The organism is Peribacillus sp. YIM B13481, from assembly GCF_042787985.1.
Lineage (GTDB): Bacteria > Bacillota > Bacilli > Bacillales > DSM-1321 > Peribacillus > Peribacillus simplex_A.
Genome location: NZ_JBHZPE010000012.1, coordinates 56,942 through 71,369, shown reverse-complemented (window position 1 = coordinate 71,369; position 14,428 = coordinate 56,942). Strand labels below are relative to the sequence as shown.

At 38.9% G+C, this 14,428-nt stretch carries 11 protein-coding genes and 2 pseudogenes; 7 read left to right on the top strand and 6 right to left on the bottom strand.

Going from position 1 to position 14,428, the window contains the following annotated elements; translation table 11 throughout:
• Positions 1-37 precede the first annotated feature (37 nt).
• Positions 38-698, bottom strand: a pseudogene (locus tag ACFX4X_RS09875) (YczE/YyaS/YitT family protein).
• Positions 699-700: 2 nt separating this feature from the next.
• Positions 701-1,141, bottom strand: coding sequence for a GNAT family N-acetyltransferase (locus ACFX4X_RS09870; protein ID WP_377383141.1), 441 nt, complete (start codon positions 1,139-1,141; stop codon positions 701-703).
• Positions 1,142-1,263: 122 nt separating this feature from the next.
• On the opposite strand from ACFX4X_RS09870, the gene ACFX4X_RS09865 reads away from it, so the two are divergent.
• A complete protein-coding gene (locus ACFX4X_RS09865; RefSeq protein WP_377383139.1) occupies positions 1,264-1,716 on the top strand; it encodes a MarR family winged helix-turn-helix transcriptional regulator in 453 nt (150 codons plus the stop codon).
• Positions 1,717-1,828: 112 nt separating this feature from the next.
• Here ACFX4X_RS09865 and ACFX4X_RS09860 read toward each other — a convergent pair whose 3' ends face one another.
• From ACFX4X_RS09860 to ACFX4X_RS09850, 3 genes are read right to left on the bottom strand one after another with little or no spacing between them, the layout of a single operon-like run.
• Positions 1,829-3,688 (bottom strand): ABC transporter ATP-binding protein, encoded by a 1,860-nt coding sequence (locus tag ACFX4X_RS09860; RefSeq protein ID WP_377383138.1) that lies wholly within the window; start codon positions 3,686-3,688, stop codon positions 1,829-1,831.
• Positions 3,685-5,409, bottom strand: a complete 1,725-nt coding sequence (locus ACFX4X_RS09855; protein ID WP_377383135.1) for an ABC transporter ATP-binding protein — start codon at positions 5,407-5,409, stop codon at positions 3,685-3,687. Before ACFX4X_RS09855 ends, ACFX4X_RS09860 begins: the two co-directional genes overlap by 4 nt.
• Complete coding sequence (locus ACFX4X_RS09850; protein ID WP_377383133.1) at positions 5,406-5,885, bottom strand: MarR family winged helix-turn-helix transcriptional regulator; 480 nt, start codon at positions 5,883-5,885, stop codon at positions 5,406-5,408. Before ACFX4X_RS09850 ends, ACFX4X_RS09855 begins: the two co-directional genes overlap by 4 nt.
• A 562-nt stretch (positions 5,886-6,447) precedes the next feature.
• Here ACFX4X_RS09850 and ACFX4X_RS09845 point away from each other — a divergent pair.
• From ACFX4X_RS09845 to ACFX4X_RS09820, 6 genes and pseudogenes are all read left to right on the top strand, one after another.
• A complete protein-coding gene (locus ACFX4X_RS09845) occupies positions 6,448-7,443 on the top strand; it encodes a thiamine pyrophosphate-dependent dehydrogenase E1 component subunit alpha (protein ID WP_061462835.1) in 996 nt (331 codons plus the stop codon).
• Between the two features lie 12 nt (positions 7,444-7,455).
• Positions 7,456-8,439: an alpha-ketoacid dehydrogenase subunit beta gene (locus tag ACFX4X_RS09840; protein WP_125163310.1), complete on the top strand. Its 984-nt coding sequence runs from the start codon at positions 7,456-7,458 to the stop codon at positions 8,437-8,439.
• A gap of 34 nt (positions 8,440-8,473) precedes the next feature.
• Positions 8,474-8,693: pseudogene (locus ACFX4X_RS09835) on the top strand (2-oxo acid dehydrogenase subunit E2); the annotation flags it as partial.
• 1,183 nt (positions 8,694-9,876) lie between these two features.
• Positions 9,877-10,800, top strand: a complete 924-nt coding sequence (locus tag ACFX4X_RS09830; RefSeq protein WP_377383131.1) for a DMT family transporter — start codon at positions 9,877-9,879, stop codon at positions 10,798-10,800.
• 420 nt (positions 10,801-11,220) lie between these two features.
• Positions 11,221-12,198, top strand: a complete 978-nt coding sequence (locus ACFX4X_RS09825; RefSeq protein WP_377383129.1) for a ring-cleaving dioxygenase — start codon at positions 11,221-11,223, stop codon at positions 12,196-12,198.
• A 109-nt stretch (positions 12,199-12,307) separates the two neighbouring features.
• Entirely contained in the window at positions 12,308-12,907 is a 600-nt protein-coding gene (locus ACFX4X_RS09820; RefSeq protein ID WP_377383174.1) for a nitroreductase family protein, read from the top strand.
• Positions 12,908-13,056: 149 nt separating this feature from the next.
• Here the strand turns inward: ACFX4X_RS09820 and ACFX4X_RS09815 are convergent, their stop codons facing one another.
• The gene (locus ACFX4X_RS09815; protein ID WP_377383128.1) at positions 13,057-14,400 is read right to left on the bottom strand and encodes an aminotransferase-like domain-containing protein; all 1,344 of its coding nucleotides are present in this window, start codon (positions 14,398-14,400) and stop codon (positions 13,057-13,059) included.
• Positions 14,401-14,428 lie beyond the last annotated feature (28 nt).

Here is a 14,428-nt window from a genome sequence, read left to right as displayed (position 1 = left end):
TCCTCGATGGAAAGTGAGAAATTAAGCTTTAGTTGCTTCATAAAAGGGACAGATTGTGGAATAAAACTGAAAAATAAAGATAAAAACCGTCCTTTATAGAATGGTTTTTATCTTTATCTTTATCTCTATTTGCTGATGGAATGGGGTTATTTAATAAACTACTAGTTAATGGGATAAAGTAATTGAGAAAAGGCCCTCCTAAACAACCGGTTAATAGAGTCCCGATACCAATTGTTCCATTGAATGTGATTACCAAAACAAGATAAATTAATGTTTTTGAAAAAAAAATCATTCCAGTTAAATCTTGAATGATCAACATCAAACGGTCTATAGGTGCAAAATTTTCATGTAAGTAGATAGCCGTTCCTAGTCCTATAACAGCTAAACAGACAAGTTTATTGAGTATTAGTTCTGGCTGTACCAAAGCCATATTCAATTACCAAGGCCTGTTATAAAAGCTGTCAGCAGACCAAAAATTCTGGTCTTTGCCTTTTTAAAAGCGAATTTAAAAATATCATGATAAAGGCTATTATGAATTCCCAGCTTACAGTAAGGTAGACTTGTATGGAAAGCCCGTCCAAAAGGGCGCCAAATGGTGATGTTCCAAGGTCTGATTGGATAGTTAAAGAACAACCAAGGGTTAATAGTGTGATCCCGATCAGATAGAGGTTAATTTTTGTTTTACTTACATTTAACACACTTATTCATTAATTAATTCTTTTTTCATTAAAAGATGTGGACCGCCATCTTCCATAAAGACATCGGATGAAGTTTGATAGCCGAGTTTTTTATAAAAGCCCTCTGCCTGTGTTTGACCATGTAATTTAACCAGGGATAATTCCATTTCCTTTGCAATTTCTTCTAACGTTTTTATTATTATTTTTCCAAGACCAAATTTACGGTAAGGCTCTAAGATGCAAATTCTCTCCAATTTACCTAAACCATCAACAACTCTTAACCTTCCAGTTCCGACTGGTTGTTCATTATAATAAACTAATATGTGTTCAGAAGGAGCATTAAGTGTATCAAATTCATCAAATTCACTTTCTAATTGGAAACCTTGTTCCTCGACAAATACTTCTTTTCTGATATGAAAGGCTATTTTCAAATCATTTTCTGTAGTTATTCTTTTAGAATCCAATGTTCTTCATCCCTTTTCTAGATTTATTTAATAAGACAAGTCATAATAAATGTCTATCCTTTTTATAGTATAAATGAAATTAATTTTGTTGTAAATACAACAAAAAGTCAGGGGCTTTTTGAATGAAGGAAATACTCCGTGAAATTGGAATGATAGCAAGGGCATTGGACTCTATAAGTAATATTGAATTTAAAGAATTTGACCTTACAAAAGGGCAGTATTTGTATCTTGTTCGAATATGTGAAAATCCAGGAATCATTCAAGAAAAGTTAGCAGAAATGATAAAGGTCGACCGAACGACAGCAGCTCGTGCCATTAAAAAACTTGAAATTCAAGGTTTTATCGAAAAGAAAAATGATGAGGGCAACAAAAAAATTAAAAAGTTATATCCTACTGATAAAGGTGAAAAGGTCTATCCTTTTTTACAGAAAGAAGGGGAGTATACCGACAAGGTTGCATTATCTGGATTTTCTTTGGAAGAAACGGAAGCGGTGTTTCATCTTCTTCAAAGGGTCAGAAAAAATATTGAGGTAGATTGGGAATTTATGAAAAAGGGAAATAAAAGGGGATATTGATACAGCTTATAAGTTATCGCTTATTTATGGGTGACTAATCGGTGTAAGCATGGAGTGGTTGTGTATTATAAAGAGAGGCTCGATTCCGAATGGAAATCGAGCCTCTTTCTTATTAACCAGCTACATTTTCAGTAAACTGACTATTGTAAAGATCTGCGTAGAAACCATTTACTTCTAATAGTTCCGAATGCGTTCCTTGCTCGATCACTTTTCCTTGATCCATAACGAGAATCAAATCTGCATCCTTAATCGTTGAGAGACGATGGGCAATGACAAAGCTAGTCCGTCCTTCCATCAGTCTGTTCATCGCCTTTTGGATAAAGACTTCGGTCCGAGTGTCCACACTCGACGTCGCTTCATCCAATATCATGATTGGTGGATCTGCAAGAACAGCTCGTGCGATTGTCAAAAGCTGCTTTTGTCCTTGTGAGATGTTCGAAGCTTCTTCGTTCAAAACTGTCTCATAACCATCTGGCAGTGTCCGAATGAAATGGTCGGCATGTGCCGTCCGAGCAGCTGTAAAAATTTCTTCATCTGTTGCTCCATCTTTTCCATAAGCGATATTGTCCTTAATCGTGCCATTAAAGAGCCAGGTATCTTGAAGCACCATCCCAAAGTTCTTACGAAGATCATTCCTGGACATATTCCGTGTATCCAGACCATCAATTTTAATCTTTCCGGCATTTAGTTCATAAAATCTCATCAAGAGATTTATCATAGTCGTTTTTCCAGCACCAGTTGGTCCAACAATTGCGACCGTCTGTCCAGACGAGACATCGATGTTCATATCTTTAATTAACATTTCTTCCCCATATCCAAAGTCGACATGTTCAAAAGTGACAGCACCATTTGCTCTCCTTATTTTAGCTGTGGTTTTTTCTTTCATTTCCTCTTCTTCATCAAGTAGCTCAAAGACACGCTCAGCTGCTGCAACCGTTGACTGAATAATGTTTGCGATGTTGGCTGTTTGTGTGATCGGCTGGGTGAACTGCTTTGAATATGTGATGAATGCTTGAATATCACCAATTGAGATCGAACGTTGCGTTACCAATATTCCGCCGACAACGCTGATGAGGACATAGCTCAAATTTCCGATAAAAAACATCATGGGCATGATGATACCAGATATAAACTGTGCCTTTCTTCCCGCTTTATACAATTCTTCATTAACCTTAGTAAACTGGGCACTTGCCTTTTTTTCATGTCCGAATGCTTTAACGACTTGATGGCCAGTGTACATCTCTTCAATGTGCCCATTTAATTGCCCAAGTGTACGCTGTTGATCGGCAAAATGTTTTTGGGATCTTTTTAAAATAGGCCGGATTGCAAATATTGACAAAGGTAAGCTGACTATCGAGATTAATGTCAATAACGGGCTAATGGAAAGCATCATGATGATAATCCCCAAAATCGTGACGATTGATGTGATGAACTGCGTTAAGCTTTGTTGAAGGGTGCTCCCGATTGTATCAATATCATTTGTCATTCGGCTAAGTGTTTCACCGTTAGGACGTCCTTCAAAATATTTGAGAGGAAGTTTCTCGAGCTTTTTATTAACATCTTCCCGTAGATCATATACCGTTTCTTGTGCAACACTGGACATAATGTATTGTTGTACATAGTTGAAAAGGCTGCTTAAGACATACAGTCCAGCAAGTAGTAGAAGAATCTGGCCAATTTTATCAAAATTAATAGCAGCTCCAGGTATTCCTTGAAATTTCCCGTAGGCTCCTTCGAATAATTCCGTAATCGCCGTTCCCATGATTTTTGGTCCAACAATCATGAAAATCGTACTCATGATTGCAGCGAAGAACACGGCAATCAATTTGTTGCGCCGCGGTTTTAAATAGGCCAAGAGACGTCTTAGTGTTCCTTTAAAATCTTTTGCTTTTTGACCCATCATCATCATGTTACCGCCACCAGGACCATGCCCCATCTGACCGCCGCTTTGAGGTTTTTTTTGATTACTCATGCAATTTCCTCCTCTGAGAGCTGTGATAAGGCGATTTCACGGTATATGTCATTTGTACTTAGCAATTCTTGGTGTGTTCCCATACCCGCAATGTGTCCTTCGTCCAATACAATGATTCGGTCAGCGTCAACGACCGTACTGACACGCTGTGCAACGAGTAGTACCGTCGCATTTTTCGTTTCATCTTTCAAGGCTGCACGAAGGTTGGCATCTGTCTTGAAGTCTAGTGCAGAAAAACTATCATCAAATATATAAATATCAGGTTTCCTAATGAGTGCCCGTGCAATCGAAAGCCGTTGCTTTTGCCCTCCTGACAGGTTTGAGCCTCCTTGTTCGATTTCTGCATGATAGCCGTCTTTCATGCTACTGATAAAATCTTCAGCTTGCGCGATACGGGCTGCATGCTCAATTTCAGCTTGTGTGGCGGTTTGTTTTCCAAAGCGAATGTTTTCAGCAATGGTACCAGTAAAGAGGACAGCCTTTTGTGGTACAAAGCCAATTTTTGACCGGACTTCATCTTGTGATGAATTACGAATATCAACACCATTGACACGAATTGTCCCACTTAAAGTATCATAGAAGCGAGGGATCAAATTGACGAGCGTCGTTTTCCCTGAACCAGTTCCGCCGATTATTGCGGTGATTTCACCAGGTCTTGCAGAAAAACTGATATCCGATAATGCAGGCTCTTCTGCCCCTGGGTAACTGAACGTCACATGTTCAAATTCAAGTGTACCGTGTTCACGATCTGCCTTTTCTGTCCCTTCATCTAAGAATGAAGGTTTCATGTCAAGGACTTCGTTTATCCTCGTTGCGGATACAGCCGCGCGTGGAACCATAACGAACATCATGGATGCCATTACAAGGGCGAACATAATTTGCATTACATATTGGATAAAGGCCATTAAGTCCCCAATCTGCATGCCGCCGTTATCAATACGAACTCCTCCGAACCAAATGATACCAACAACCGTCAAGTTCATGACAAGCATCATTACAGGCATCATGAACGCCATGATTTTATTGACTTTGATCGAGACATCTGTCAATTCTTTATTCGCTTTCTTAAGACGTTCTTTTTCTTGGGTTTCACGATTGAAGGCACGAATGACACGAATTCCAGTTAAATTTTCTCTTAATACAAGGTTTAACCGGTCTAATCGTTTTTGCACCTTTTGAAAAAGAGGTACACCTTTGTATAGAATAAGCAGGATCGAACCAATCAACAAAGGCATAGTGACGACAATGACAAGGGATAATTTTGCATCCATGGATACTGCCATGATCACTCCACCGACTAACATGATGGGTGCACTGATTACCATACGTAGCATCATGATAACCACTTGCTGGACTTGTGTTATATCATTGGTCGTCCTTGTAATCAATGACGCGGTACCGACTTCATCAAATTCTTGTAACGAAAATTTTTCTACATGATTAAAGACTCTCAGCCGGAGATCCCGTCCCATTCCCATTGCCGCTTTGGACGAATAGTAGCTTGCGATTATGGAAGCACAAGCGCCAAGTGCTGAAACTAACAGCATCAAACCACCGATTTTCCAAATGTAAGGAGTGTCACCTCGAACGACGCCTTTATCAATAATATCCGCCATGAGTGTAGGTAAAAAGAGGTCCGACATCGATTGAATAAAAACCAGACCGATAACTGCTGAAATAATCCACTTATAAACGGATAAATTTTTCAGTATTTTTATCATTTTGTACACTCTCCTTGTTCTGTTGCTTGAGCTTCTAAAAAGTTTGTAATTTGAAGATGCGTTTCAAGCAACTCTTCATACTGTTCTTCAGAAAGCAATTCAATCGCCGATTGAAATATTTGGTGGATACTGCTTTCTTGAAAATGAATCATTTTTAATGTATTTTCCCCCTTTTCGGTGATTGACAGCTGAATCTCACGCCGGTTGCCCTCCACATGCTCTCGTTGGAGCATGCCTGCCCGAACAAGGCCATCGACCGCTTGACTCAGCGTGCTTTTTGGAAGAAACGTTTTCTCCCCAACTATTTTTTGAGTGGTCTCCTTATGAGGGGAAATGGTCATCAAAATGGAGTATTGCGGAACTGTTAAATCATTTTCTGCCGCTGTCTTTTGAACGAATCGCATGATATTTTTCTGCACGTTCCAAAATGAACGCAATAGTTGTACTGATCGAATTATTTGTTTTTCATTCTTCACTCAACATCACCATTCTTTCTTTATTAAACTGTTCCAAACTGAACATTTATTTTTATGAATTATTTTAATTTACATCTATTTTTCAACTTAGTCAACAAAAAAAACGCTTTCATCATTCCGGTGTTTTTCTTGACTTTGGTTCGTACATAAATAGGCTTTGTACTTCAGGCAAAGTCGTTTAGGAAATTCAAACAACACATTTTTTCATGTTCTTAATTCACTAGACAAGAAAATTGATCTGTTTTACAAAGTGAAATTAGTTGAAAATATGTGATAAAAAGTGTTAGGATAATATTGAATTGGATTAGTACCAGGTAATAATACTAGATGATAACGTAAATGAGAATGTATGGGTGTTAAATAGAAAGCATGTTTACATAATGGAGATTTTTCTTCCTTCGAGAAAACATAAGCGAATTTAGTTTGCGAGACAAAGAGATAGCTAAAGAGAAACAATAGTGTTTCGTGATACAGCACTCCCGTTTGAAAAGGATGCCAGTATGAGGACCAGCATTTGGGTTTTAAAGTAAAATGTTCTGATTATTAGGAGGGATGATGACATATGGTTGAAAACCGTCATCTGCAAGCAGGTCTGAGTGATGAAAATGTTCTAGAGATGTATAAAGTGATGTTGTTGGCAAGACGTATAGATGAACGGATGTGGCTGTTGAACAGATCTGGAAAAATTCCATTCGTCGTTTCTTGTCAAGGACAAGAAGCAGCTCAAGTGGGTGCTGCGTTTGCTTTAAATCGTGAAAAGGATTATATCCTTCCCTATTACCGGGATCTTGGGGTAGTGCTTGCATTTGGGATGACCGCCAGAGATTTAATGTTATCCAGTTTTGCAAAAGCGGAAGATCCGAATTCAGGCGGAAGGCAAATGCCTGGGCATTTTGGGCAAAAAAAGAATCGCATCGTAACGGGATCTTCGCCAGTTACCACTCAAGTGCCGCATGCAGTGGGGATTGCACTCGCTGCAAAAATGGAAGGAAAAGATATCGTTTCGTTCGTTACATTTGGTGAAGGGTCATCAAACCAAGGTGATTTCCATGAAGGAGCGAATTTTGCAGGTGTACATAAACTTCCGGTTATCTTGATGTGCGAGAATAATCAATATGCCATTTCCGTCCCTATCGAAAAACAATTGGCTTGCAGCAAAGTGTCGGACCGAGCCATTGGTTATGGCATGCCAGGGGTGACGGTTGATGGAAATGATCCGATCGAAGTATACCGGGTGGTGAAAGAAGCGGCTGAGAGGGGAAGGCGTGGTGAAGGACCAAGCTTGATTGAAACGGTTTCATACAGGTTGACACCCCATTCAAGCGACGATGATGATAGTCAATACAGGTCGCCTGAAGAAGTATCGGAGGCAAAAAAAATAGATTCAATCATTACATTCGGGGCCTATTTAAAAGCTGTAGGGATCATGGATGATCAATTAGAGAAACAAATGAACGAGGAAATAATGGAAGTTGTGAACGAAGCGACGGATTATGCGGAAAATGCTCCATTTGCAAATGAAGACACGCTTTCAAAATACGTTTATGCAGATAAGTAAGGAGGAAAGAAGATGGCAGTGATATCTTATATAGATGCCGTAATAATGGCTATGCGAGAAGAAATGGAACGTGATTCCCGTGTATTTGTCTTAGGGGAGGACGTAGGGAAAAAAGGCGGCGTTTTTAAAGCGACATCTGGTTTATACGAACAATTCGGGGAACAGCGGGTCATTGATACCCCGCTTGCTGAATCAGCAATCGCAGGAGTGGGCATTGGCGCGGCCATGTATGGGATGAGGCCGATTGCAGAAATGCAATTTGCTGATTTTATCATGCCTGCAATCAACCAAATCATTTCAGAAGCTGCAAAAATTCGTTATCGCTCCAATAATGACTGGCAATGCCCTATCGTCATCAGGGCTCCATACGGCGGGGGAGTACATGGCGCGTTATACCATTCACAATCTGTTGAAGCCATTTTTGCCAATCAGCCAGGACTTAAAATTGTCATGCCATCTACGCCCTATGATGTGAAAGGGTTATTGAAAGCGGCAATTCGGGATGAGGACCCAGTCCTTTTCTTTGAACATAAACGTGCCTATCGCCTTATTAAAGAAGAAGTGCCGACTGATGATTATGTTTTACCCATTGGTAAAGCGGATGTAAAACGTGACGGCGAGGACGTTACCGTGATTACTTACGGCCTTTGTGTTCATTTTGCGCTTCAGGCAGCTGAAAGACTTGCCAGTGATGGCATATCCGTTCATATACTTGATCTGCGAACCGTTTATCCATTGGATCAAGAAGCCATTATTGAAGCTGCATCGAAAACAGGAAAGGTCCTATTGATTACTGAAGATAATAAGGAGGGGAGCATCATTGGTGAAGTATCGGCAATTATTGCAGAAAACTGCCTCTTCGATCTGGATGCTCCAATCATGAGACTGGCAGGCCCGGATGTTCCAGCGATGCCATATTCCCCAGCATTGGAGAAATCCTTCATGGTGAATCCTGAAAAAGTCGAAAAGGCACTGCGGGACCTGGCAGCCTATTAAATGATCGGCACGGAGGAACGAACCTTGTATTTCCGTTATTAATCATTCCGATGAAAAATCAATTAAGGAAATTGCCAAGGATGTCCGTGAACTTGCCCAAAAATTCCGAACAGGTAAGGTGAAACCTGAAGATATGGGAGAAGGGTACATTAACAATCAATAAAACAGGTGCTTTCTGTTCCATTCAGCCAATGGGGATAATCAATCATCCACAGAATACCACCCTTCAAGTTGAGTCTATCGTCAAACGACCTTAGAATTTTCTCGGATCTTATACGTTGCAGCAAGTCGGGCAAATAATAAACTTTACCTTGTATTTATTGGAGACGAGACTGCAGCGAGTATAGACCAAGCACCTGAAGGGTAATGTTCGAACAAGTTGACTATTTCATAAATTATTATTACTTTCAATACCATCCATATATAGTTCATATAATACAGATCAGTAATCATCAAAATCTGCCTTTTATATCGGGGTTGAATCTTAAAAATGAACGTAAGTCTAGCAACTATAAAAAAGTTTGCCAGACTTTTTTTGCGCTAAATATAAACCATAGAAGCGTGAAAAAATAATCTATTTGATTACGCTAGAGAGGGCTTATATATCTCGACCGATTTTTTTAAAAGGCTCTTTTCGTAAGATTGTTGTTTACAAAACGAAACTATTTAAGGTTGATTGGAGCGGAAGTGCGAGACTCCTGCGGGAGCAGCGGGACAGGTGAGACCCCACAGGCGTTTACGCCGAGGAGGCTCACCGCCCGCCCCGCGGAAAGCGAGCATCTGGAGGGGAAATCAACCACAACTCACTACCTGGTAAATAGCAACAAAGTATGTGAAAACAGCCTTTTAAAAACACTTTATTTCGCAGTGATTTTTTGAAAAAATTTCATTTTGTAAGGATGTATTGAACAAAAGCGCGGCATTATATGGTAAATGATTCTGGGTAAAGGAGACTTACTGGACAATTCTCCAATAATAAACTATTAGATATGGTATTTGAAAGTACATATTATGGAATTGTAATTGTCGATAAATTCGATATATTAGCAATGAATATTGTGAATTTTTAAATGTTGTACGCGGCACAGTGATTGGTGAACATGTAAAGTATTACCTCAAAACTTAGCACAGAATTTAAACGGGCGGTAGGAAGAAGAAACGAAATAACATGTTAAGTTTTTTTACTTTATTTTTCAGATAAAGGCAAGCCTATAGACTGGCTTGCCTTCTTTAATGATCTCCAGCTTCTTTAGTTTTTTATGATATGAAAAAACATTTATTTTGATTCGAAATCTGTGGCATTTTTATCCTGCCTTTATAGGTTTTTGTTTATTCTATACCGATTTTGGCAGAAAATAAATTTCAAGTTCATCTTATATTTTATATGAAATCCCTGACAATGTTTGTCATAATAAGAAAGTAGGAAGGGGGAACATCATGCTTCGATTATACGGGGCTTTAATCGGCCTTAGTTTGATATGGGGTTTATCGTTTGTTTTTATGAAGTGGTTGCTCCCGCCAGCGGGCATTTGGGGAATTGTTTTTCTCCGCTGTTTGGCAGGTGCTGTAATGCTGCTTCCCATTTTATGGTTGAAGCGCAGGGATATCAACTGGAAATTGCCGTGGAAAGCACTGGTCGTTGTCGGAATCTTCAATTGTGGATTAGCATGGGGATTAATAGCTTTAAGTGAAACAGAGATTAACAGCAGCACGGCATCGATTCTTAATGCAACCACTCCGATCTGGACGGGTATCATCGGATTTATCATTTTTTCATATGTTTTAACCGCCCGACAATGGGTGGGCATTCTTATCGGTTTTTTCGGAATTCTAGTATTGATGGATTTTCAAGTCGGTCAGCTTTTCGGCAAGGAATTCATTGGGGTTGGGACAATGCTGCTAGCGTCCACCTGTTATGGTTTTGCCGGCCAATTTACGAAAAGATTTCTTTCCAATACCAGCATATTGGTCATTACGACGTTTACGCTGCTCACGGGTGCCGTTATCGGTTTGATCGGGATGCTGATAACTGAGCCGATTAAGCCAGTGATGTTGTTGGAACCGCTAACGGTTTTATCCATAGTCGGTCTTGGGTGCTTTGGCTCTGGGCTAGGACAGCTGATCTATTTCTACATCAATAAAAATGGCAGCCCAGAGTTAGCCGCAACGGTCACATATCTTATTCCTGCAACCGCTATGGTTTGGGGCTATGTCCTGCTGGGAGAAGCGATTAATCCTAATGTAATTATTGGCCTGCTGATTATTTTCGCAGGAGTTTATCTTTCATCTAAGAAGTCAAAAGTAAATGATGGTACAAACTCTTCATCCGGAAAACATGGGGAATTGCGTCACGTAAAATAAAAAAACAAAACGAAATAGCCCTCACGTAAAGGATTTGTTTTTTCCTGGGGGCTTTCGTATTTAACTCTAATTCAATTTTGCCAAAGAAGTGATGGATCGTCTTTGCCGCGACTTATAGCTATAGCAGTAACCCATATTTAAAAATGGCATTTGCTTTAGAATGGATATTATAGAAATGAAAATGGACAAGGGTGTTTTTTTTGTCTTAAATTATTTTGAAGCTGAGATATATTAATTTGAGGTAATGTTGTTGACAACAAATGTTATTCATGATAAATTATCTTTAAATAAAGATATATCAATTCGAGATAATAAACCTCCTTTAATGAATAGGCCACTCTTATTGAAGGAAAAATGTAGGGGATTAAGGAAAAAGCTGAACATCCAAAAGTTGAATTGTTTTAATGGGAGGAATAAAATATGAACGGATTAAAAGGAATACACCACGTAACGGCCATAACAAGCAGTGCAGAAAAGAATTATGAATTTTTCACAAATATATTAGGCATGCGTTTAGTCAAGAAAACAGTTAACCAAGATGATATCCAAACGTATCACCTCTTTTTTGCTGACGATGTAGGCGGTCCAGGTACTGATATGACTTTCTTCGACTTTCCTGGTATTCCAAAAGGAGTGCATGGGACTAATGAGATTTCAAAAACATCCTTCCGTGTACCGAATGATGCAGCATTAGATTATTGGGTTAAGCGCTTCGATCGATTAGAAGTGGGGAATAAAGGAATCCAAGAACAATTTGGTAAAAAAATCATTTCTTTTGTTGATTTTGATGATCAGCAATATCAATTGATCTCAGATGAAAACAATGAAGGGATAGCAGCTGGAATCCCTTGGCAAAAAGGACCGATTCCCCTGGAGTATGCAATAACAGGATTAGGACCAATTTTCATTCGCATCGCCAACTTCGAATACTTTAAAGAAATGATGGAAAAAGTCCTATTATTCAAAGAAATAGACACTGAAGGATCATTTCATTTATTCGAAGTAGGGGAAGGTGGGAATGGTGCACAAGTAATTGTCGAACATAATTCGATCCTTCCTCAGGCACGGCAGGGTTTTGGGACTGTTCACCATACAGCCTTCCGTGTAGAAGACCGTTCCGTTCTGGAAGAATGGATCAAAAGAATGGAAAGCTTTCAATTTCATACGTCTGGTTATGTTGATCGTCACTTTTTTGAGTCGCTTTACGTGCGAGTGGCGCCGCAAATTTTATTCGAGTTTGCCACGGATGGTCCTGGATTTATGGGGGATGAGCCATATGAAACGCTTGGGGAAAAGTTATCTTTACCACCGTTCTTAGAACCGAAAAGGGATCAAATCGAAAAGTTGGTCCGTCCCATTGATACAGTAAGAAGCACCAAGGAATTCATTAAAGAATAAATGATAGCCTTTTGCGAATTATATATTGGTTTATGCCCATACTAAATTAGGTAGAAATAAAAAATGGAATAATCATTTGAAATATAAAAATGCTCTGGAGGAATTACTCATGACAAAAGATTTTTACACGGCCATTAAAGAGAGACGTTCATATTATGGAATCAATAAAGATATCCAAGTATCGGATGAGAAAATTAAAGAAATTGTTGAATTTGCCGTAAAACACACTCCATCGGCTTTTAATTCCCAATCTTCCCGACTTGTTGTTTTGACAGGCTCAGCACATGATAAATTATGGGATATTACGACGCAAGCGTTAAGGAAAGCTGTTGGAGAGGGAGATTTCTCTGGCACTCAACAAAAAATGGATTCCTTTAAAGCGGGATATGGGTCAGTTTTATTCTTTGAAGATGAATCTGTTGTGAAATCACTTCAAGAACAATTTGCAACTTATGCCGATAACTTCCCTATCTGGTCACAACAAACATCAGGGATGCATCAATTAGTTATTTGGACTGCACTTGAAGCAGAAGGGTTGGGAGCAACTTTACAGCATTATAATCCTCTAATTGATGATGAAGTGAAAAAAGAATGGGATGTCCCAAGTAATTGGAAATTGATTGCGCAAATGCCATTTGGAAATCCAGCAGCTCAACCGGGTGATAAAGAGTTCAAACCACTTGAGGATCGTATAAAATTTTATAAATAAAGTGGACTGATAAGAGAAACATTGTTGAGAGCCAATTCTAATTGGCTCTCTTTTGTTTGTGCTCATTTGCCCATGTTTTCAGTATTACAATAGCAAAAAATATTTCCACTAATTTTTGCTATATAGTGGCTATACATTATGTAAAAGTTCTATAAGTAATAATTTTGCTTGTTATTCAATTCTTTAAAAATGAGAGCTATTCCTTGGTCAAGTTTTTGTATATTTGTATTGGACACGTTTATCTTTAATATTTTTTCCTGGTGAAAATCATCTATATAATTTTGACCTATCGTCTCTACCAGTACTTGTTGATTTTGTAAGTTTTTGATGAGGTGAGCACTATTTAAACGATGAGGCAGTACGATATGAGCGTTCATACATATGGATGATGGGCGATAAAAGCCTTGAGCAGAGTGCTTTTCTAGAGCATCATATAGCAATTTTGCACGCCCTAGATAGGACAGACGTACTTTGTTTCTATGGCGTTCAAACATACCGCTCTTTATATAGATTTCCAAGGCTGCTTGTGAAATCATTGAACTATCAATATCCGCTGTTCTTTTATAAAGTTGAAAGTTGACCGCTAATGGTTTAGGCAATACGGCAACACCTATGCGCAATCCTGGAAACATTATTTTAGAGAAGCTTTTTAAATAAATGACCATGTGATGAGTATCCCCGGAAAAAATGGGGTCTACCTTCATATTCTCTTCGAAATCTGCTAAATAATCATCTTCTACAATATAGACACCATACTTTACAGCAAGTTTTAGTATCTCTTCTCGATCCTTTTTAGAATAAGAAGTCCCTAACGGATTATGGAAACGGGGCATCGTATAAAAGAATTTAATTTTCTGACTGCTAAAAATCCGCTCTAATTCCCCAAAGTCAATACCTGCTGCTGTTCGTTGGATTCCTAGCACGGAAATCTTGTACGCTTTCAATTGATCCACAAATAGATGATAACTAGGCTGTTCAACAAGTATATGGGTACGTTCATTAGGAAATGGGATGAACGTTAATAAGGAAAGTGCTTGTTGCACGCCAGAAGTAATGAAAATCTGTTCTTCTTTTGCGAAAACCTGATACTGCTCTAATTGTTTTTGTATCACTTTAATTAAAGAGGGTAGTCCTTTTGGGGTGCCATAGATAAACAATTCTTGCTGATAGGTATCGATGGCTTTGTTGATACAATGTTGAAAGTCATGATACGGAAATTGATGCCAAGAGGGAGCGGAGGTAACAAAGTCGATTTCCGCGGTTGGTTCACTTTTACCATCAAATTCTTTTTGAACGACATAATATCCACTTTTAGGAACCGCGTAGATTAAATGCCTCTTTTCCAATTCTTGCAGGGCTTTCAAGACTGTACTTTTACTACATTGATGTTGTTCGCTTAATCGACGAATCGATGGGAGTTTAAAGCCCGCTTTGAGCTGTCCATTTTGGATCAGAGATTCAAATTCATTAAACAAAGCTTCGTATTTTAACATGAATTCCTCCTAAAAACTGTACCGTTAC